Origin of the sequence: Pseudomonas veronii, from assembly GCF_001439695.1 — a bacterium.
Lineage (GTDB): Bacteria > Pseudomonadota > Gammaproteobacteria > Pseudomonadales > Pseudomonadaceae > Aquipseudomonas > Aquipseudomonas veronii.
The window spans coordinates 112,265-131,387 of sequence record NZ_JYLL01000012.1; the positions used below are offsets into that span (position 1 = coordinate 112,265).

Genomic DNA, 19,123 nt, shown 5'->3' on the forward strand with positions numbered 1-19,123 from the left:
CCGCGCCCGGCGAATGCCTCGGGAGAGTCATCATGCGTGCTGCTCAATTAAAAGCTGTGTTGCCTCGGGAGCTGCTGGCCTCCGTGGTAGTGTTTCTGGTCGCCCTGCCCTTGTGCATGGGGATCGCGATCGCTTCCGGCATGCCGCCGGCCAAGGGCCTGATCACCGGGATCATCGGGGGCCTGGTGGTGGGCTGGATGGCGGGGTCGCCGTTGCAAGTCAGCGGGCCGGCGGCGGGGTTGGCGGTGTTGGTGTTCGAACTGGTGCGCCAGCACGGCATGCCGATGCTCGGGCCGATCCTGCTGCTGGCCGGCTTGCTGCAGCTGTTGGCCGGGCGTTTGCGCCTGGGCTGCTGGTTCCGTGTCACGGCGCCGGCGGTGGTCTACGGCATGCTGGCGGGGATCGGCGTGCTGATTGTGCTGTCGCAGGTCCATGTGATGCTCGACGGTGCGCCCCAGCCATCAGGGCTGGATAACCTGGCGGGCTTCCCGGCCGCGTTGGCAGCGGCGGTGCCTACCCTGGGCGGCGGCCTTGGCTGGCAGGCCGGTTTGCTGGGGCTGTCGACCATGTTGGTGATGTACCTGTGGGATAAGTTCCGCCCGCAACCGCTGCGGTTTGTGCCGGGCGCCTTGTTGGGTGTGGGCCTGGCAACGCTGGCCAGCTTGGTACTGGCGTTGCAGGTCAAGCGCGTGGAGGTGCCGGAAAACCTCGCCGACGCCATCGATTGGCTGCGTCCCAGCGACTTGCTGAACCTGGCCGATCCCCAATTGTTGATCGCCGCGTTCGCCGTGGCGTTTATCGCCAGTGCCGAAACCCTGCTTTCGGCCGCCGCAGTCGACCGCATGCACAGTGGCCAGCGTTCTGACTTCGATAAGGAATTGTCCGCGCAAGGCGTGGGCAACATGCTCTGCGGCCTGGTCGGCGCCTTGCCGATGACGGGTGTGATCGTGCGCAGCTCGGCCAACGTGCAGGCCGGCGCCACCACGCGCTTGTCGGCGATGTTCCATGGCGTGTGGCTGCTGGGGTTCGTGCTGTTGCTGTCGAGCGTGCTGCAAAGCATTCCGGTGGCGAGCCTGGCGGGCGTGCTGGTGTACACCGGGATCAAGTTGGTGGACGTCAAGGCGTTCCGCGCGTTGGGCCGCTACGGGCGGATGCCGATGTTTACCTACGCGGCCACGGCGCTGGCGATCGTCTTTACCGACCTGCTGACCGGCGTGCTGGTGGGTTTCGGGCTGACGTTGCTGAAACTGGCGTTCAAGGCTTCGCGCCTGAAAATCAGCCTGATCGATTTGCCCGGCCACGGTGAAATGGAATTGCGTTTGAGCGGCGCGGCGACTTTTCTGAAAGTGCCGGCATTAACCCGCGTGCTGTCGACGGTGCCGGCGGGAACCACCCTGCATGTACCGCTGAACAACCTCAGTTACATCGACCATTCTTGCCTGGAGTTGCTGGAGGAGTGGGGCCGGGCCAATGCGGCTAAGGGCGCGAAGCTGGTGATCGAGGCGCGGGGGTTGAAGCGTCGCTTGGAAGGTCGGGTGCGGACCACGACGGGGATCGGTTCGGCACCGTTTACCAACTGACGGAACCGGATCAAAAATGCGGGAGGGGGCTTGCCCCCTCCCGCATGTGTTTAGCGTCAGGTCGAAGATTCAGGCCTGCTGATCCAGTTCCAACTCAATGCCCAACTTGCGCGACAGGCACGGCCAGCGCTTCCACGCTGCTTCCGTTGCCAGGCTTTTGAGCTGCTCGCGGTAGGCCTCGACCGATTCCAGCGCAAAGCTGTCTTCGCTGAGCATTTCATCTACCGCATGGTGTACGGCTTCGTCCAACTGGTTGGCAAAGGTTTCACCGATCAGTTGATGGGCAATCAGATTGGCCACGGTGGTGTCCGCTGGAATCAACGGTTGGCCGAAATGCTTGATATACAGGTCATTGACCTCTTCGACCAGGCGATGGGCCAGGTAGGCCTCGTCCAGCAGGCCGTCGAGACCGATATGGCCCGCCAGAATCGCGGGCGGTTGCAGAAAAAACTGCTCGGCAATCTTCAGTACCGGCTTGACCTGGCTTTCGATACCGGCCTCGCGGGCTACGTCGTTGGCGGCGTCCAGCAGGTCTGGGACGAGGTCGACGTAGGCAGTGACAAAGCGTGTCATGACGAGGTTACGATCACCCTCCGCCAGGGTAATGGCCGAATGCAGGTGCGGTAATTGTTTCTCGAGTTGCTGGGCCAGTTGGCCGGTGCTGGCTTCGTGTTGATGGGCAAGGGAAATCTGCTCGCGCAATGCGGCGGTGTTCATGAAAGCTCCAGTGAAGCAGGCGTAGGAAAAGGGAAAGGACAAGGTAGTTCGTTTATACAAGCGTCTAAGACGCATTTGTCATAATTATTTCATGGTTATGCGCCGCTGTTATATCGAATTGCCATCGTTCGTCGGATAAACGATTCCGCCCCCCGGTCTTATGGGCCCCGTCCGTCTGTTTCAGCTCATTTGCCCCTGCACATTGCGGGGTGGCAGGTGCTGTCTATACTCGGTTTTGTACGCGATTAGCTGATGACGCCAGACTGCATAAGCAGGTGAGGCTAAGCGGTTGTAAGCAGTATGGAAGCCGCTCCCTTCGACGCAGGTGCACACCGGCGGGATAACAAGAACGATAAGGGGAACCCGCAATGACGCGACATCCACATGTTTGGATGGGCCTCCTGTTGTGGTCAGTATTCGGTCAGGCGCATGCCGCCTGGACAACGAATATGGCGCCAGGGGCGACAGAAGTCAGTCACGCCGTGTTCGACCTGCACATGACCATTTTCTGGATCTGTGTAGTGATCGGCATTGTCGTATTTGGCGCGATGTTCTGGTCGATGATCCTTCACCGCCGGTCTACGGGCCAGGTGGCCGCCAAGTTCCACGAAAGCACCACCGTGGAAATCCTCTGGACCGTAGTGCCCTTGCTAATCCTGGTGGCCATGGCCATTCCGGCGACCAAGACTCTGATCAACATCTACGACAGCACGGAATCGGACATCGATATCCAGATCACCGGCTATCAGTGGAAGTGGCATTACAAATACCTCGGCCAGGATGTGGAGTTCTTCAGCAACCTGGCTACTCCCGCCGAGCAGATCCACAACAAGGCCACCAAAGGCGAACATTACCTGCTGGAAGTCGACCAGCCGCTGGTGCTGCCGGTGGGCGCCAAGGTGCGTTTTCTGGTGACCGCCGCGGACGTGATCCACTCCTGGTGGGTGCCGGCCTTTGCGGTCAAGCGCGATGCCATCCCCGGTTTCATCAACGAGGCCTGGACCCGTATCGAGAAGCCCGGCATCTACCGGGGCCAGTGCGCCGAACTGTGCGGCAAGGACCACGGCTTCATGCCCATCGTGGTCGAGGTCAAGTCCAAGGCCGACTACGACACCTGGCTCGGCGAGCGCAAGGCCGAGGCCGCTCAGCTCAAGGAGCTGACCTCCAAGGAGTGGACGCTGGACGAACTGGTCGCCCGTGGCGACAAGGTCTACCACACCACCTGTGTGGCCTGTCACCAGGCCGAAGGCCAGGGCCTGCCGCCGATGTTCCCGGCACTCAAAGGCTCGCCGATCGCCACCGGAAGCAAGGAAGACCACCTGCACCGCGTCTACTTCGGCAAGCCCGGCACCGCCATGGCCGCCTTCGGCAAGCAACTCTCGGAAGTGGATATCGCCGCGGTGGTGACCTACGAGCGCAACGCCTGGGGCAACAACAAAGGCGACATGGTCACGCCCAAAGACGTGCTGGCTCTGAAACAGGCGGAAAGCAAATGACTCACTTCATTGCGAATGCGCTGAACCGCCCCGCCCACTCGTTTGCAGGAGAACGGCCATGAGCGCTGTGATCGATGACCATGGCCACGCCAGTGACCATGCCCACGGCCCCGCCAAGGGTTTGATGCGCTGGGTGCTGACCACCAACCACAAAGACATCGGCACGATGTACCTGTGGTTCGCCTTCACCATGTTCCTGCTCGGCGGCTCGTTCGCCATGGTGATCCGCGCCGAGCTGTTCCAGCCCGGCCTGCAGATCGTCGAGCCGGCGTTCTTCAACCAGATGACCACCATGCACGGCTTGATCATGGTGTTCGGCGCGGTGATGCCGGCGTTCGTCGGCCTGGCCAACTGGATGATCCCGCTGATGATCGGCGCGCCGGACATGGCCCTGCCGCGCATGAACAACTTCAGCTTCTGGTTGCTGCCGGCGGCGTTCCTGCTACTGGTCTCGACCCTGTTCACCCCGGGCGGCGGGCCGAATTTCGGCTGGACCTTCTACGCCCCGCTCTCCACCACCTACGCCCCGGAAAGCGTGACGTTCTTCATCTTCGCCATCCACCTGATGGGCATCAGTTCGATCATGGGCGCGATCAACGTGGTCGCCACCATTCTCAACCTGCGCGCACCGGGCATGACCCTGATGAAAATGCCGCTGTTCGTGTGGACCTGGCTGATCACCGCCTTCCTGCTGATCGCGGTGATGCCGGTGCTGGCCGGCTGCGTGACGATGATGCTGATGGACATCCACTTCGGCACCAGCTTCTTCAGTGCCGCCGGCGGTGGTGATCCGGTGTTGTTCCAGCATGTGTTCTGGTTCTTCGGCCATCCCGAGGTGTACATCATGATCCTGCCGGCCTTCGGCGCCGTCAGCTCGATCATCCCGACCTTTTCGCGCAAACCGCTGTTTGGCTACACCTCGATGGTCTACGCCACGGCGAGTATCGCGTTCCTGTCGTTCATCGTGTGGGCGCACCACATGTTCGTGGTCGGCATTCCGCTCGTGGGCGAGTTGTTCTTCATGTACGCCACCCTGCTGATCGCCGTCCCGACGGGGGTGAAGGTGTTCAACTGGGTCAGCACCATGTGGCAAGGCTCGCTGACGTTCGAGACGCCGATGCTGTTTGCGGTGGCGTTCGTGATCCTGTTCACCATCGGCGGTTTCTCCGGCTTGATGCTGGCCATCGCGCCGGCAGACTTCCAGTACCACGACACCTACTTCGTGGTGGCGCACTTCCATTACGTACTGGTGCCTGGCGCAATCTTCGGCATCTTCGCCTCAGCCTACTACTGGCTGCCGAAATGGACCGGCCACATGTACGACGAAACCCTGGGCAAGCTGCACTTCTGGCTGTCTTTCGTGGGCATGAACATGGCGTTCTTCCCGATGCACTTCGTCGGGTTGGCCGGCATGCCGCGTCGGGTGCCGGACTACAACCTGCAGTTCGCCGACTTCAACATGGTCTCGTCCATCGGCGCGTTCATGTTCGGTGCCACGCAGATCTTCTTCCTGTTTATCGTGATCAAGTGCATCCGCGGCGGCCCGCCAGCACCGGCCAAGCCGTGGGACGGCGCTGAAGGCCTGGAGTGGAGCGTGCCCTCGCCCGCGCCGTACCACACCTTCACCACGCCACCGGAGGTCAAATGAACCGGCTTCCACAAATCCCCTCCCACACTGTCGGGTGATCGCCATGGCTGACTCCGTGCCACTCAAGCGCCTGGTCACCCGCCTGTTGATCCTGGTGCTGGCGATGTTCGCCTTCGGCTTTGCCCTGGTGCCGATCTACGACGTGATGTGCAAGGCGTTCGGCATCAACGGCAAGACGGCCGGGCAGTATGAGGGCGAGCAGATCGTCGATCCGTCGCGCCAGGTGCGGGTGCAGTTCCTGTCCACCAATGCCATCGACATGGTCTGGGAGTTCCATTCCAAGGCCGATGAGATCGTGGTCAACCCCGGCGCGGTCAACGAAATGCTCTTCGTGGCCTACAACCCCAGCGACAAGCCGATGACCGCCCAGGCGATCCCGAGCATTTCCCCGGCTGAAGCGGCGATGTACTTCCACAAGACCGAGTGTTTTTGCTTCACCCAGCAAGTGCTGCAACCCGGTGAGCGCATCGAAATGCCGGTGCGCTTCATTGTCGATCGCGACATGCCCAAGGATGTGAAGCATTTGACCCTGGCGTACACGCTGTTTGATATCACCGCGCGCCAACCGCCCGTGGCTGTCCATAGCGGCGGCTAGCTACTGTTTGCCCGCTCAATCAGGAGAGCGAATACATGTCGACTCATGATACGTACTACGTACCAGCGCAAAGCAAATGGCCGATAATTGCTACGGTTGGCCTGCTGATCACCGTGTATGGCCTGGGCGTGTGGTTCAACGACCTGAAGGCTGCGCGCCCGGAATCCCACGGGCCGTGGATCTTTTTCGTCGGTGGCCTGTTACTGGCCTACATGCTGTTCGGCTGGTTCGGCGCGGTGATCAAGGAAAGCCGCGCCGGGTTGTACAGCGCGCAGATGGACCGCTCGTTCCGCTGGGGCATGACCTGGTTCATCTTTTCCGAAGTGATGTTCTTTATCGCGTTCTTCGGTGCGCTGTTTTATGTGCGGCATATGTCGGCGCCGTGGTTGGCGGGCGAAGGCTCCAAAGGCATCGCGCATATGCTGTGGCCGAATTTCGAGTTTGTCTGGCCGCTGCTCAACAACCCCGATCCCACGCTGTTTCCCGCGCCCGAAGGCACCATCAGCCCGTGGGGCCTGCCGTTGGTCAACACCATCCTGCTGGTGAGTTCCAGCGTGACCATCACCATCGCCCACCATGCGCTGCGCAAAGGCCATCGCGGTGCGCTGAAGCTCTGGCTGGCGATCACGGTGCTGCTGGGCCTGGGGTTTCTTGGGTTCCAGGCCGAGGAATACATCCACGCCTACAAAGAGCTGGGCCTGACGTTGGGCTCCGGCGTGTACGGCGCGACCTTCTTCATGCTCACCGGTTTTCACGGGGCCCACGTGACCATCGGCACGATTATTTTGTTCGTGATGCTGATGCGTATCTTGCGCGGGCACTTCAATGCCGAGCACCAGTTCGGTTTCGAGGCGGCCAGTTGGTATTGGCACTTTGTGGATGTGGTCTGGATCGGCCTGTTTTTCTTCGTGTATGTGCTGTGAGGCGCGCTACCAAGGCGCATGCGACACCAACTGGCCGCTGAAAAAGCCCCAGGCGATCAACGCCACGGTGATCACGGCCAGTACGACACGCACGGTCAAGGCGGTGACGAGGCGGTTGGAGTGGCCCTCGTCCTTGACCAGGAAGAACAAGCCACTGAACAGGCTCGCGACGGTCGCGATCAGCATCAGGGCAATGGCGGCTTTGAGCATGGTCTGGCTCCAGGGCTTATAGGGGAGGGGCGATGAAATCCAGTATAGCCAGTGCCATCCAGCGCTTTCGCCCCGGTATCGCGCCGACGTTGGTGGTGCTCGTGTTGCTGCCGCTGATGGTGGGCCTGGGGTTCTGGCAACTGTCGCGCGGCCATGAAAAACAGCTGATGGTGGACAGCTATGCCGAGCGCCGCACCGCTGAGCCGGTGGGCAGTGCCCAACTCGACAGCATGGCTGATCCGGCCTTCCGTCGCGTGCATCTGCGCGGTCAATTCGACGGCGAGCACAGTGTGTTGCTCGACAACCGCATGCGTAATGGCAAGGCCGGCGTCGAGCTGCTGCAACCGTTTCACGACCAGGCCAGCGGCCTGTGGCTGCTGCTCAATCGCGGCTGGTTGCCCTGGCCGGATCGGCGCGCGCCGCCCGTCTTCAGCACGCCGGAACAGCCGGTGAATCTTGACGCCTGGGTGTATGTCGCGCCCGGCGAAACCTTCCAGTTGCACGCCGACCCGGCGACCGCGCACTGGCCGCGCCTGCTCACCGCGCTGCATCCGGCGACGTTGTGGGCCGAACTGGGGCGCAGCGGTTTTGCCTACGAACTGCGCGCCGAAGCCGGCCCCGGCACCTACGACACCACCTGGCCCATCGTTGCCATGGGCCCGGAAAAACACCTGGCCTATGCGGTGCAATGGTTCGCCATGGCGCTGGCGCTGCTCAGCCTTTACCTCTACCTCGGATGGCACAACGCAAAGGAGAAGCACCATGGGAGCGGCCATGAATCCACTCAACATGTCTGATGCGCCAGCGACGCCCGACCGGCGCAAAGGCCGCTGGCAACTGATCCTGATCCTGCTGATGGTGATCGGCCCGATGGCGCTCGCCACCTTTATGTACAAACTGCAGTTCTGGGTGCCGGACAGTCGCAGTTACCACGGCGAACTGATCGGCAATGGCCAGACCCGCGCCGATATCGGCGTGCAGGCGGACGAACAGCGCTGGCAGTTGCTCGTCACCGCGCCCAGCGCCTGCGCCGCCGAGTGCCGGCAACTGGTGTACCTGGCGCGGCAGCTGCAGATCGGCCTCGGCCGCGATGCGTCCCGGGCCAGTCATGCCCTGGCCAGTGCACAGCCGGTCGGCGCCGATTACGAGGCCAGGCTCAAGGCCGAATACCCGCAATTGCAACGCTACCCGCTGGACCTGACGACCTTCGGCAAAGCCGCTGCCGCACCGGGCGAGGCGCAACTGTGGATCGTCGATCCCCACGGCAACCTGGTGCTGCGCTACGACACGACGGTCAAGGGCAAGGACTTGCTCAACGACCTGCGCCAGTTGTTGAAACTGTCGAACATCGGATAAGGGCATCGTTATGGCCAAACCTGGATTTCGCCTCGCGCTGTTTGCCACCTTGCTGGCGCTGATTGTCGTATTGCTCGGCGCCTATACGCGCCTGACCCACGCCGGCCTGGGTTGTCCGGATTGGCCGGGCTGCTACGGCTTTATCAGCGTGCCGCAAAGCGACGCCCAGTTGGCCCATGCCGAGCTGCATTTCCCGGACACGCCGGTGGAGGCCGACAAAGGCTGGAGCGAGATGGTCCATCGTTACTTTGCCGGCACCCTGGGCCTGCTGATCGTGCTGCTGGCGGCGCGCTCGTGGCGGCATCGGCGCGACCCCGGCCAGCCGGTGAAGTTGCCGCTGTTCCTGTTGGCGGTGGTGTTCGCCCAGGCGGCGTTCGGTATGTGGACGGTGACGCTCAAGCTCTGGCCGCAAGTGGTGACCGGGCATCTGTTGGGCGGCTTTGCGACCTTGAGCCTGTTGTTTCTGCTGACCCTGCGCCTGTCCGGTGTGCTGCCCGCGCTGATCGTGCCCAAGCGCCTGCAATATTGGGCCACCGCCGGCCTGGTGCTGGTGATCGGCCAGATCGCACTGGGCGGCTGGGTGAGTTCCAACTACGCGGCGGTGGCCTGTATCGATTTGCCCACCTGTCACGGCCAGTGGTGGCCGGCGGCGGACTTTGCCAATGGCTTCCACCTGACCCAGCACATCGGCCCCAATTACCTCGGCGGCCAGCTCGACAGCGACGCGCGCACGGCCATTCACCTGACCCACCGCATCGGCGCGCTGCTGGTCACCCTGGTATTGCTGGGCCTGGCCTGGCAGCTGCGCGCGGTGGGCATGACCCGGCTCGCGGGCCTGCTGCTGATCGCCCTGGCGGCACAGATCGGCCTGGGCCTGAGCAACGTGTATTTCCACCTGCCGCTGCCGGTGGCGGTCGGTCACAACGCCGGTGGCGCAGCCTTGTTGCTGACCCTGGTACTGGTCAATTACCACGCCCGTACCAGCCTGGTCCGGGTGCGCCGCCAGATGCCGTTCGGCTGGCGCTTCAGCCCGCGTAAACACGTATCGGGCCTTATCACCCTCAAAGGAGAGATGCCATGGCGACCTTGATCGGCGCGCGTCACGGCCAGGCGATCTGGCGTGACTACCTGGAGCTGACCAAGCCGAAAGTGGTGGTGCTGATGCTCATCACCTCGCTGGTGGGCATGTTCCTCGCCACCCGCGCCGGGGTGCCGTGGGCGGTGCTGATCTTCGGCAACCTGGGGATCGCCCTGTGTGCCGGTGGCGCGGCGGTGGTCAACCACGTCGTCGATCGGCGCATTGATACGCTGATGGCGCGCACGCAAAAGCGCCCGATCGCTCAAGGGCGTGTATCGCCCGGGGCGGCGCTGGCCTTTGCTTTGTTTCTGGCTGTTGCCGGGTTGGCGCTGCTGCTGGCGTTCACCAACCCGCTGGCGGCCTGGCTGACGCTGGCCTCGTTGCTCGGTTATGCGGTGATCTACACCGGCTTTCTCAAGCGCGCGACGCCGCAGAACATCGTCATCGGTGGCCTGGCCGGCGCGGCGCCGCCGCTGTTGGGCTGGGTTGCGGTCACCGGGCATGTCAGCGCCGAGCCGCTGCTGCTGGTGCTGATCATCTTCGCCTGGACCCCGCCGCACTTCTGGGCCCTGGCCATTCACCGCAAGGAGGAATACGCCAAGGCCGATATTCCGATGCTGCCGGTCACTCATGGCGAGCACTACACCAAGGTGCATATCCTGCTCTACACCTGCGTCCTGCTGGCGGTGAGCCTGATGCCCTACGTCATCCATATGAGCGGCCTGCTGTACCTCGGATCTGCGCTGGTGTTGGGCGCACGCTTTCTGCAATGGGCCTGGGTGCTGTACCGTGGCGCTCAGCCGCACGCGGCGATCAACACGTTCAAGTACTCTATCTGGTACCTGTTCCTGCTGTTTATCGCCCTGCTTGTAGACCACTACTTACTGTTGAACCTATGACCCGAACTCAAAAAACTGTCTTCATTCTGGTGGCCATTGTCGCGTTGATCATGGGCCTGACCGTCAACAAAGTGCTCTCGGGCAAGGGCCAGGGCGACCCGACCGCCTTGATCGATGCCGGCATCATCCTGCTGCCGCAAAGCCGCCAATTGCCGCCGGTGACCATGACCAACCAGGACGGCCAGCCGGTGCTGGTCAACGAGTTGAAGGGTAAGTGGAGCCTGCTGTTCTTCGGCTACACCTTCTGCCCGGACATCTGCCCCACCACCCTCGCCCAACTGCGCCAGATCAAGAGCGAGTTGCCCAAAGAGGCTGTGGATAAGTTGCAGGTGATCCTGGTCAGCGTCGACCCGAACCGCGACACGCCGACTCAGCTCAAGCAATACCTGGGCTATTTCGACCCGCAATTCGAAGGCCTGACCGGCGCGAATGTGGACGATGTGCAGAAGGTGTCGAACGCGGTGAGCATCCCGTTCATTCCGGCGGACACGACCAAGCCGAACTACACGGTCGACCACAGCGGCAACCTCGCGCTGATCGGTCCGGATGGCACCCAGCGTGGGTTCATTCGTGCGCCGCTGAACAACCAGAAACTGGTGGCGCAGTTGCCAGGGCTGTTGCAGCGCAAATAACAGGCAACACAAAACACAGGTGGGAGGGGGCTTGCTCCCGATGGCGGTGGGTCAGTCAACGTATGCATCGACTGAACTGCCGCTATCGGGAGCAAGCCCCCTCCCACATTGTTTGATCTGCGGTGTGTTGGGGAGCGAGTCGGATCAGAACGCTGGCTTGATCGCGCCTTTGTACTTCTCTTCGATGAACTTCTTCACTTCAGGCGTGTGCAGGGCTGCGACCAGCTTCTTCACGGCGTCCGAGTCTTTGTTGTCTTCGCGGGTCACCAGGATGTTCACGTAAGGCGAGTCGCTGCCTTCGATGACCAGAGCGTCCTTGGACGGGTCCAGTTTGGCTTCCAGCGCGTAGTTGGTGTTGATCAGCGCCAGGTCGACCTGGGTCAGCACGCGCGGCAACGTGGCGGCTTCCAGTTCGCGGAACTTGAGTTTTTTCGGGTTGGCGGTGATGTCCTTGATGGTCGACAGGATGTTGGTCGGGTCCTTCAGGGTGATCAGGTTGTGCTTGGCCAGCAGCAACAGCGCACGGCCGCCGTTGGTGGCGTCGTTCGGGATCACGACGTTGGCGCCGTCAGGCAGGTCGGCCAGGGTCTTGTACTTGCTGGAGTAAGCGCCCAGGGGCTCGAGGTGGACCGCGCCGACGCTCACCAGGTGCGTGCCCTTGGCTTTGTTGAACTCATCCAGGTACGGCTGGTGCTGGAAGAAGTTGGCGTCCAGGCGCTTTTCGGCCACTTGTACGTTGGGCTGCACGTAGTCGGTGAAGACTTTGACCTGCAAGTCCACGCCCTCTTTGGCGAGTGCCGGCTTCACGAATTCGAGGATTTCCGCGTGGGGCACCGGCGAGGCGGCAACCGTGATGGTCTCGGCGTGGGCCGAAAACGCGGCGACGGCGGCGAAAGCAACCAGTAGTTTTTTCATCCAGCAAGCTCCTTGTTCGGGCATTTATCGGCGTATAGCCGGCAATAGTCGTTATTTTCGAGAAAAATGCACCACCAGCTTGTCGCCGACGGTTTGCAGAATTTGCACCAGGATCAACAACAGCACCACCGTGACGACCATCACATCGGTCTGGAAGCGCTGGTAGCCGAAACGGATGGCCAGGTCGCCCAGGCCGCCGGCACCGACGACGCCGGCCATGGCGGTGTAGGACACCAGTGTAATTGCCGTCACCGTAATCGCCGCGAAAATGCCGGGGCGGGCCTCAGGCAATAAAGCATGGGTGATGATCTGGCGCGTGCTGGCCCCCATGGACTGGGTGGCTTCGATGATGCCGCGGTCCACTTCACGCAGCGCGGTTTCCACCAGGCGCGCAAAGAACGGCGTTGCGCCCACGACCAGCGGCGGAATCGCACCGGCCACGCCCAGCGAGGTGCCGGTGATCAGCACGGTGAACGGGATCATCACGATCAACAGGATGATGAACGGCAGCGAGCGCAGGATGTTCACGCTCAGCGACAGCAACGCGTACAGGCCTTTTTGCTCGAACAGCTGGCGCGGGCTGCACAGAAACAGCAGCACGCCCAAGGGCAGGCCGAGCAGCACGGTGAAGAACAGCGAACCGAACAGCATGGTCATGGTGTCGCCGGTGGCGAGCCAGATTTCGGACCAGTCGATATTGGCGAAGAAACTCATCAGGACTTCCATTAGCGCAGCACCTCCATGTGGACGTCGGCGGCGGTGAAGCGGGCAAAGGCCGCTTCCATGTCACCGCCGGTGATGGCGAGGGTCAGTTGCCCGTAGGGGATGTCTTTGATGCGGTCGATACGCCCGGCGAGGATGCTGTAGTCCACACCCGTTTCGCGGGCGATGTTACCCAACAGCGGTGCGTAGGTCGCTTCGCCCTGGAACGTCAGGCGCACGATGCGGCCCGGTACATGGGCGAAGTCATCGCGCTGCTCGCTTTCGTCGACCTGATCGGCTTCCTGGACAAAGCGCTTGGTGGTCGGGTGCTTGGGGTGCAGGAACACGTCGGCCACCGAGCCTTGCTCGACGATCACGCCGGCATCCATCACGGCCACCTGGTCGCATACGCGGCGGATCACGTCCATTTCGTGGGTGATCAGTACGATGGTGAGCTTCAACTCGCGGTTGATCTCGGCCAGCAGTTGCAACACCGAGGCGGTGGTCTGCGGGTCAAGGGCGCTGGTGGCTTCGTCGCACAGCAGGATTTTCGGCTTGGTCGCCAGGGCGCGGGCAATGCCGACGCGCTGCTTCTGGCCGCCGGACAGTTGCGCCGGGTACTTCTTGGCGTGGTCCGACAGGCCGACGCGCGCCAGCAGTTCGGCGACGCGCTGGTCGATGGCCTTGCGCGACAATTCGCCGGCCAGTGTCAGCGGCAGCGCCACGTTGTCGGCGACGGTCTTGGAGGCCAGCAGGTTGAAGTGCTGGAAAATCATCCCGACCTGCTGGCGGAAACGGCGCAGGCCGTTGGCATCCAGGGCCGTGACTTCTTCGCCATCGACGTTGATCTGCCCGCCGCTGGGTTGCTCGAGGCGATTGATCAGGCGCAACAAGGTACTTTTTCCCGCACCGGAGTGGCCAATCAGACCAAACACCTGGCCGTTCTCGACGCGCAGGTTGGTGGGGTGAAGCGCGGGGATTTCCTTACCGGCGACGCGGTAGGTTTTATGGACGTTATGAAACTCGATCACGTAGCGAACCTTGTGGGGCGCATGGAAAAGGGATCAGCGGTTAGCCGGGCGCGCATTTTAGCCTGTCCGTATAGCGGTTCTTAGCATTTATTTCGCATTCAACCAGTGATTTGGCAATAACGCGATCAAAGGTCATAAAAAAGGAACGGTGCAAATTCGTGTCAGTCACTACTTCAGCAACTCGATTTCCCGGGTGCCGTGCCTGGGGTTTTGCTCAAACGAGCCGGGGACCGCTCTGGCCACTTTGAATAAGGAGTTTTGTCTGATGAGTACCCACAAGCCAGCCATCCCGCCGAAGAGTGAACTGGCGGGCACCGATACCCTGGACCGTGGCAACACCAACGCCAAGCTGCAGGCCCTGGAGGCATTCCGTAGCGACGCGACCGGCCAGGCGCTGCGTACCAACCAAGGCGTGAAGATTTCCGATAACCAGAACACCTTGAAAGTCGGTGCCCGCGGCCCCTCGCTGCTGGAAGACTTCATCATGCGTGAAAAAATCACGCATTTTGACCATGAACGTATCCCGGAGCGCATCGTGCATGCGCGCGGTACGGGCGCGCATGGCTATTTTCAGACCTATGAGAACCATTCGGCGCTGAGCAAGGCCGGTTTCCTGCGTAACCCCGAGCATAAAACGCCGGTGTTCGTGCGTTTTTCCACCGTGCAAGGCCCGCGTGGTTCGGGCGATACGGTGCGCGACGTGCGCGGTTTTGCCGTGAAGTTCTTCACCGAGGAAGGCAACTTCGACCTGGTGGGCAACAACATGCCGGTATTTTTCATTCAGGATGCGATCAAGTTTCCTGACTTTGTGCATGCGGTAAAGCCTGAGCCGCACAATGAAATGCCTACCGGAGGCTCGGCCCACGATACGTTCTGGGATTTTGTCTCGCTGCAGCCGGAATCGGCGCACATGGTGATCTGGGCCATGTCTGACCGGGCTATTCCGAAAAGCCTGCGTGCCATGCAGGGGTTCGGTATTCACACCTTTCGCTTGATCAATACCGAAGGTAAATCGAGCTTCGTGAAATTCCACTGGCATCCAACAGTCGGCACCTGTTCCCTGGTGTGGGACGAAGCGCAAAAGCTTGCCGGTAAAGATACCGATTACCACCGTCGCGATCTGTGGGAAGCGATTGAGGGCGGTGACTACCCTGAGTGGGAGTTGGGTGTACAGATCGTTGCGCAAGAAGACGAGCATAAGTTCGACTTCGACCTGCTCGATCCGACCAAGATCATCCCCGAAGAGTTGGTGCCGATTACGCCGCTGGGCAAGATGGTGCTTAACCGCAACCCCGACAACTTCTTTGCCGAAGTCGAGCAAGTCGCCTTTTGCCCTGGCCATATCGTGCCGGGTATCGACTTCACCAACGACCCGCTACTGCAAGGCCGCCTGTTTTCCTACACGGATACCCAGATCAGCCGACTCGGTGGGCCGAACTTTCATGAGCTGCCGATCAATCGGCCTGTAGTGCCTTTCCATAATGGTCAGCGGGATGCCCAGCATCGTACTGTGATCGATAAGGGCCGGGCTGCGTATGAGCCGAATTCGATCGATGGCGGTTGGCCGAAAGAAACACCGCCCGCGGCTCAGGAGGGTGGTTTCGAAACCTATTACGAGCGCGTCGATGCCAACAAGGTGCGCGAGCGCAGTGAGTCGTTTGGCGATCACTTCTCCCAGGCCACGCTGTTTTTTAACAGCATGAGCCACCATGAGAAAGAGCACATCATTGCGGCCTACAGTTTTGAGTTGGGCAAGGTGGAGCGCGAGGTTATCCGTGCCCGTCAGGTCAATGAGATTCTGGCCAACATCGACCTGGAACTGGCCAGGCGCGTTGCACAGAACCTGGGCCTGCCCGCACCGACCAAAGGCACGGTGCCGCCGCGCAAGGCGTCGGTGAAAGCGTCGCCGGCGTTGAGCCAGGTGAACCTGCTGTCGGGCGATATCAAAACGCGCAAAGTGGCGATTCTGGCGGCTGATGGTGTCGACGGCGCGGCAATTGCTGCATTGAAGAAAGCGCTGCAAGCCGAGGGCGCACACGCCAAGTTGCTCGGGCCGACCTCGGCGCCGGTCACCACGGCCGATGGCAAGCATCTGGCGGTGGATGCGTCGATGGCAGGCCTGCCCTCGATTGCGTTTGATGCGGTGTTCGTGCCCGGCGGTAAGGCGTCGATCAAGGTGTTGAGTGGGGACGGCGTGGCGTTGCACTACCTGCTGGAGGCCTACAAGCACCTGAAGGCGATTGCCGTGGCCAGTGACGCGCAGCCCTTGCTCGATCTGCTCAAGCTCGAGGCGGATGCGGGGTTGATCGTGGGGGCGGATGCCAAGGCGTTCAAGGCGTTCTTTAAAGCGATTGCCCAGCATCGGGTCTGGGATCGTGAGCCGAAGGCCAAGGCGGTTCCGGCTTAAGTCATCTGCTGTTGGTTAGATCGCCATCGGGGGCAAGTCGAATCGTCGCACCGCCCCTCCCACACTTTGAATGTATTCACCGTTCAAAATGTGGGAGGGGGCTTGCCCCCGATGGCTTTATTCCGCCTTGCGCGGAATCAGCACAACCTGCGCCGGAATAGTCTTCAGGATCTGCCGGTGAATCGTCAGGTCGTAGCCCGAATCAATGCGCTTGACCCGTTTGCTCAGCAAGGTCGCCAGCCACGGGTAATCCTGGGTGCGCGGTGCCTGGATGGTCACATCGCACTGGTAATTCACCACGTCGGTGGCGATGGCATCCAGCTGATGGCGCAGCTCTTCGATGTCTGTGAGGTTCAGCGCCACGGTGGTGCTCTGCGCGGCCGGGTCGATGACCTTGGCGACGGGCTTGGTTTCGGCGGCCTTGAGGGCGGCCTCGGCTTTGTCCAGCTCGGCTTTGCGCGCGTGGGTGATGGCGCTGTTGACGCCACCGGTCAGCGCCGGAGCCTTGGGCATCAATGCGCGGGCGCGGCTGAGGGCGGTAGCGGCGGCGTTGACATCACCTTTTTGCAACACGATCTGACTGCGTTGCAGGTAGGCCTCGGCCAGTTGACGCTGGTAAGCCTCGAGCGCCGGATCGTTGGGCGACTGGGCTTGCAGCGCGGCCAGTTGGTCTTCGGCGGTGGCCAGCTCGCTGCTGGCCAGGTTTTGCTCCAGTTGCGCGATGGCGACAGCGCGTGCGTCCGGGGCCTCGGGGGCGGCGGGCGGGGTACTTTGACAAGCGCCCAGCAGCAGGGAAAATGCGGCAAGGAGCAGATAACGGGAGGTGAACGGCTTCATTCCTGCGACTCTCTATTTGCGCAAAAAGCGAGCAAGTCTACACCCCTCGACGGGGCAGGACAAAACTCAGCAGAAACAGGGCGGCCGCCGTGACCACAATCGACGGCCCTGCCGGCGTGTCCTTGAACCAGGACAGCGCCAGGCCCCCACACACTGCCAGCATCCCCAGTACGCTGGCGCCGATCGCCATCTGTTCCGGCGAGCGGGCGTGGCGCTGGGCGGCGGCTGCGGGAATGATCAGCAGTGACGTGATCAACAATACGCCGACAATCTTCATCGCGACAGCGATCACCACGGCGATCAACAACATCAAGGTCATGCGCAGCGCGGGCACGGGCAAGCCTTCCACCGTGGCCAGTTCTTCATGCACGGTGATTGCCAGCAGCGGGCGCCACAGCGTCACCAGCAGCACCAGCACGGCTGCGCTGCCGCCGAGAATCCACGCAAGGTCCGTGGGGCTGATCGCCAGCAGGTCGCCGAACAGGTAAGCCATCAGGTCGATGCGTACTTCATGCATGAAGCTCAGCACCACCAGGCCCAGGGACAGAGTGCTGGGCGCCAGGATGCCCAGCAACGTGTCGGAGGCCAGCGGCTGGCGCTGTTGCAGGGTCACCAGCAGCACCGCCAGCAGCAGGCAGCCGACGGTCACGGCGATGGCCGGGCTCACATCCAGCAGAAAGCCCAGGGCCACGCCCAGCAATGCGGCGTGGGACAAGGTGTCGCCGAAATAGGCCATGCGCCGCCAGACCACGAACGAGCCCAGCGGGCCCGCCACCAGCGCCAGAGCCAAGCCTGCCAGCAGGGCGTAGAGCAGAAAATCAGCCATGCTTGCAGCTATCTCCATGAACGTGAGTGTGGGGTGTGGCGGGATCGTCGACCACGGCGCCATGCAGGTCATGGGCGTGATCGTGATGGTGGTGATAAATCGCCAGGCTCTGCGCGTTCTTGCCGAACAGCTCGACGAACGCCGGGTCGCCGCTGACTTGCTCCGGATGGCCGGAGCAGCACACGTGGCGGTTGAGGCACACCACTTGGTCGGTGGTGCTCATCACCAGGTGCAGGTCGTGAGAGACCATCAGCACGCCGCAGCCAAGGCGGTCGCGCAGGCGGGTGATCAAGCTGTACAACTCGGCCTGGCCGGCGACGTCGACGCCCTGCACCGGTTCGTCGAGCACCAGCAGTTCCGGCTCGCGCAACAGGGCGCGGGCCAGCAACACGCGCTGCATTTCACCGCCGGAGATGCTTTGCACCGGGCTGTCGATGACCTGTTCGGCACCGACCTCCTTGAGCGCGGCTTGCGCGCGGGCGCGGTCCACGCCCGGCACCAGGCGCAGGAAGCGCAGCACCGACAAGGGCAGCGTCGGGTCCACGAAGAGTTTTTGCGGCATATAGCCGACACGCAGCTTGGGCTTGCGCCACACACTGCCGGTGTCGGGCTTGAGCAGGCCGAGTACGGCGCGCACCAGGGTGGTCTTGCCGGCGCCATTGGGGCCGATCAACGTGACGATCTGCCCCGGTTCGACGCTCAGCGCGATGTTATCCAGCACGTTTTGCCCAGCGAACGTGACCCCGACCTGCTCCAGGCGGATTAACGCGTTGCTCATCAAGCCCCCTGGCAACCGGCGCAGAGCCCGACGACTTCGACGGTTTGCCCTTCCACCTTGAAGCCGACGTCGGCGGCGCTCTGGATGATGGCGTCGCTGATGCTGCTTTGCTCAAGCTCAATGGCGGCGTGGCACTTGCGACAGATCAGGAACTGCCCCTGGTGCGCGTGTTCCGGGTGGTTGCAGCCGACGAAGGCGTTGAGTGACGCGATGCGGTGTACCAGGCCGTTGTCCAGCAGGAAATCCAGCGCGCGGTACACCGTGGGCGGCGCGGCGCGGCGACCGTCCTGCTCGCTGAGCACGCCGAGGATGTCGTAGGCGCCCAGCGGCTTGTGGCTCTGCCAGACCAGTTCCAGCACGCGCCGACGCAGGGCGGTCAGGCGCAGACCCTGCCGTGCGCAGAGGGTGTCGGCCTCCGACAGCGCGGTATGCACGCAGTGAGAGTGGTCGTGGGGACGGCTGGCAAGCGGTGTTATAGGCATGAGCGGCGACA

The 19,123-nt window shown here is 62.2% G+C and carries 20 protein-coding genes; 11 read left to right on the forward strand and 9 right to left on the reverse strand.

Annotated elements, in window-relative coordinates; translation table 11 throughout:
• The first annotated feature begins 32 nt into the window (after positions 1–32).
• Positions 33–1,580 (forward strand): SulP family inorganic anion transporter, encoded by a 1,548-nt coding sequence (locus TU80_RS16680; RefSeq protein ID WP_057004941.1) that lies wholly within the window; start codon positions 33–35, stop codon positions 1,578–1,580.
• 69 nt (positions 1,581–1,649) lie between these two features.
• Here the strand turns inward: TU80_RS16680 and TU80_RS16685 are convergent, their stop codons facing one another.
• Entirely contained in the window at positions 1,650–2,297 is a 648-nt protein-coding gene (locus TU80_RS16685) for a hypothetical protein (protein WP_057004942.1), read from the reverse strand.
• A gap of 368 nt (positions 2,298–2,665) precedes the next feature.
• On the opposite strand from TU80_RS16685, the gene coxB reads away from it, so the two are divergent.
• Genes coxB through TU80_RS16705 form a run of 4 tightly spaced genes read left to right on the forward strand, consistent with a single transcriptional unit; the run spans position 2,666 to position 6,959 of the window.
• Entirely contained in the window at positions 2,666–3,793 is a 1,128-nt protein-coding gene (gene coxB, locus TU80_RS16690; RefSeq protein ID WP_057004943.1) for a cytochrome c oxidase subunit II, read from the forward strand.
• Positions 3,794–3,851: 58 nt separating this feature from the next.
• On the forward strand, positions 3,852–5,441 hold the full coding sequence (gene ctaD / locus TU80_RS16695; protein ID WP_017849006.1) for a cytochrome c oxidase subunit I: 1,590 nt from the start codon (positions 3,852–3,854) through the stop codon (positions 5,439–5,441).
• A 43-nt stretch (positions 5,442–5,484) separates the two neighbouring features.
• Entirely contained in the window at positions 5,485–6,036 is a 552-nt protein-coding gene (locus TU80_RS16700; protein WP_026140285.1) for a cytochrome c oxidase assembly protein, read from the forward strand.
• Between the two features lie 35 nt (positions 6,037–6,071).
• Positions 6,072–6,959, forward strand: coding sequence for a cytochrome c oxidase subunit 3 (locus TU80_RS16705; protein WP_017849008.1), 888 nt, complete (start codon positions 6,072–6,074; stop codon positions 6,957–6,959).
• 6 nt (positions 6,960–6,965) lie between these two features.
• On the opposite strand, the gene TU80_RS16710 is transcribed toward TU80_RS16705, so the two are convergent.
• The gene (locus tag TU80_RS16710; protein ID WP_017849009.1) at positions 6,966–7,169 is read right to left on the reverse strand and encodes a twin transmembrane helix small protein; all 204 of its coding nucleotides are present in this window, start codon (positions 7,167–7,169) and stop codon (positions 6,966–6,968) included.
• Positions 7,170–7,201: 32 nt separating this feature from the next.
• On the opposite strand from TU80_RS16710, the gene TU80_RS16715 reads away from it, so the two are divergent.
• Genes TU80_RS16715 through TU80_RS16735 form a run of 5 tightly spaced genes read left to right on the forward strand, consistent with a single transcriptional unit; the run spans position 7,202 to position 11,134 of the window.
• Complete coding sequence (locus tag TU80_RS16715; protein WP_057004944.1) at positions 7,202–7,966, forward strand: SURF1 family protein; 765 nt, start codon at positions 7,202–7,204, stop codon at positions 7,964–7,966.
• A complete protein-coding gene (locus TU80_RS16720) occupies positions 7,932–8,525 on the forward strand; it encodes a hypothetical protein (protein WP_057004956.1) in 594 nt (197 codons plus the stop codon). Before TU80_RS16715 ends, TU80_RS16720 begins: the two co-directional genes overlap by 35 nt.
• A gap of 10 nt (positions 8,526–8,535) precedes the next feature.
• Positions 8,536–9,615 carry a COX15/CtaA family protein gene (locus TU80_RS16725; protein ID WP_017849012.1) on the forward strand — a complete coding sequence of 360 codons (1,080 nt, stop codon included), beginning with the start codon at positions 8,536–8,538 and terminating at the stop codon, positions 9,613–9,615.
• On the forward strand, positions 9,603–10,502 hold the full coding sequence (cyoE, locus tag TU80_RS16730) for a heme o synthase (protein ID WP_046381540.1): 900 nt from the start codon (positions 9,603–9,605) through the stop codon (positions 10,500–10,502). The genes TU80_RS16725 and cyoE overlap by 13 nt, the downstream gene beginning before the upstream one ends.
• A complete protein-coding gene (locus TU80_RS16735; protein ID WP_017849014.1) occupies positions 10,499–11,134 on the forward strand; it encodes an SCO family protein in 636 nt (211 codons plus the stop codon). The genes cyoE and TU80_RS16735 overlap by 4 nt, the downstream gene beginning before the upstream one ends.
• Before the next feature lie 144 nt (positions 11,135–11,278).
• On the opposite strand, the gene TU80_RS16740 is transcribed toward TU80_RS16735, so the two are convergent.
• Genes TU80_RS16740 through TU80_RS16750 form a run of 3 tightly spaced genes read right to left on the reverse strand, consistent with a single transcriptional unit; the run spans position 11,279 to position 13,782 of the window.
• Positions 11,279–12,049 (reverse strand): MetQ/NlpA family ABC transporter substrate-binding protein, encoded by a 771-nt coding sequence (locus tag TU80_RS16740; protein WP_017849015.1) that lies wholly within the window; start codon positions 12,047–12,049, stop codon positions 11,279–11,281.
• Positions 12,050–12,100: 51 nt separating this feature from the next.
• Entirely contained in the window at positions 12,101–12,775 is a 675-nt protein-coding gene (locus TU80_RS16745; protein ID WP_017849016.1) for a methionine ABC transporter permease, read from the reverse strand.
• Positions 12,775–13,782, reverse strand: a complete 1,008-nt coding sequence (locus TU80_RS16750; RefSeq protein ID WP_017849017.1) for a methionine ABC transporter ATP-binding protein — start codon at positions 13,780–13,782, stop codon at positions 12,775–12,777. The genes TU80_RS16745 and TU80_RS16750 overlap by 1 nt, the downstream gene beginning before the upstream one ends.
• Positions 13,783–14,026: 244 nt before the next feature.
• Here TU80_RS16750 and katE point away from each other — a divergent pair, with 244 nt between their 5' ends.
• The gene (katE, locus tag TU80_RS16755) at positions 14,027–16,189 is read left to right on the forward strand and encodes a catalase HPII (RefSeq protein ID WP_262375153.1); all 2,163 of its coding nucleotides are present in this window, start codon (positions 14,027–14,029) and stop codon (positions 16,187–16,189) included.
• A gap of 117 nt (positions 16,190–16,306) precedes the next feature.
• Here katE and TU80_RS16760 read toward each other — a convergent pair whose 3' ends face one another.
• Genes TU80_RS16760 through zur form a run of 4 tightly spaced genes read right to left on the reverse strand, consistent with a single transcriptional unit; the run spans position 16,307 to position 19,112 of the window.
• Positions 16,307–17,026 (reverse strand): PA5502 family lipoprotein, encoded by a 720-nt coding sequence (locus TU80_RS16760; protein ID WP_017849019.1) that lies wholly within the window; start codon positions 17,024–17,026, stop codon positions 16,307–16,309.
• Positions 17,027–17,063: 37 nt separating this feature from the next.
• Entirely contained in the window at positions 17,064–17,852 is a 789-nt protein-coding gene (gene znuB / locus TU80_RS16765; RefSeq protein ID WP_017849020.1) for a zinc ABC transporter permease subunit ZnuB, read from the reverse strand.
• The gene (gene znuC, locus TU80_RS16770) at positions 17,845–18,630 is read right to left on the reverse strand and encodes a zinc ABC transporter ATP-binding protein ZnuC (RefSeq protein WP_017849021.1); all 786 of its coding nucleotides are present in this window, start codon (positions 18,628–18,630) and stop codon (positions 17,845–17,847) included. The genes znuB and znuC overlap by 8 nt, the downstream gene beginning before the upstream one ends.
• Positions 18,630–19,112 carry a zinc uptake transcriptional repressor Zur gene (gene zur, locus TU80_RS16775; protein WP_026140288.1) on the reverse strand — a complete coding sequence of 161 codons (483 nt, stop codon included), beginning with the start codon at positions 19,110–19,112 and terminating at the stop codon, positions 18,630–18,632. Before zur ends, znuC begins: the two co-directional genes overlap by 1 nt.
• Between the last annotated feature and the right edge of the window lie 11 nt (positions 19,113–19,123).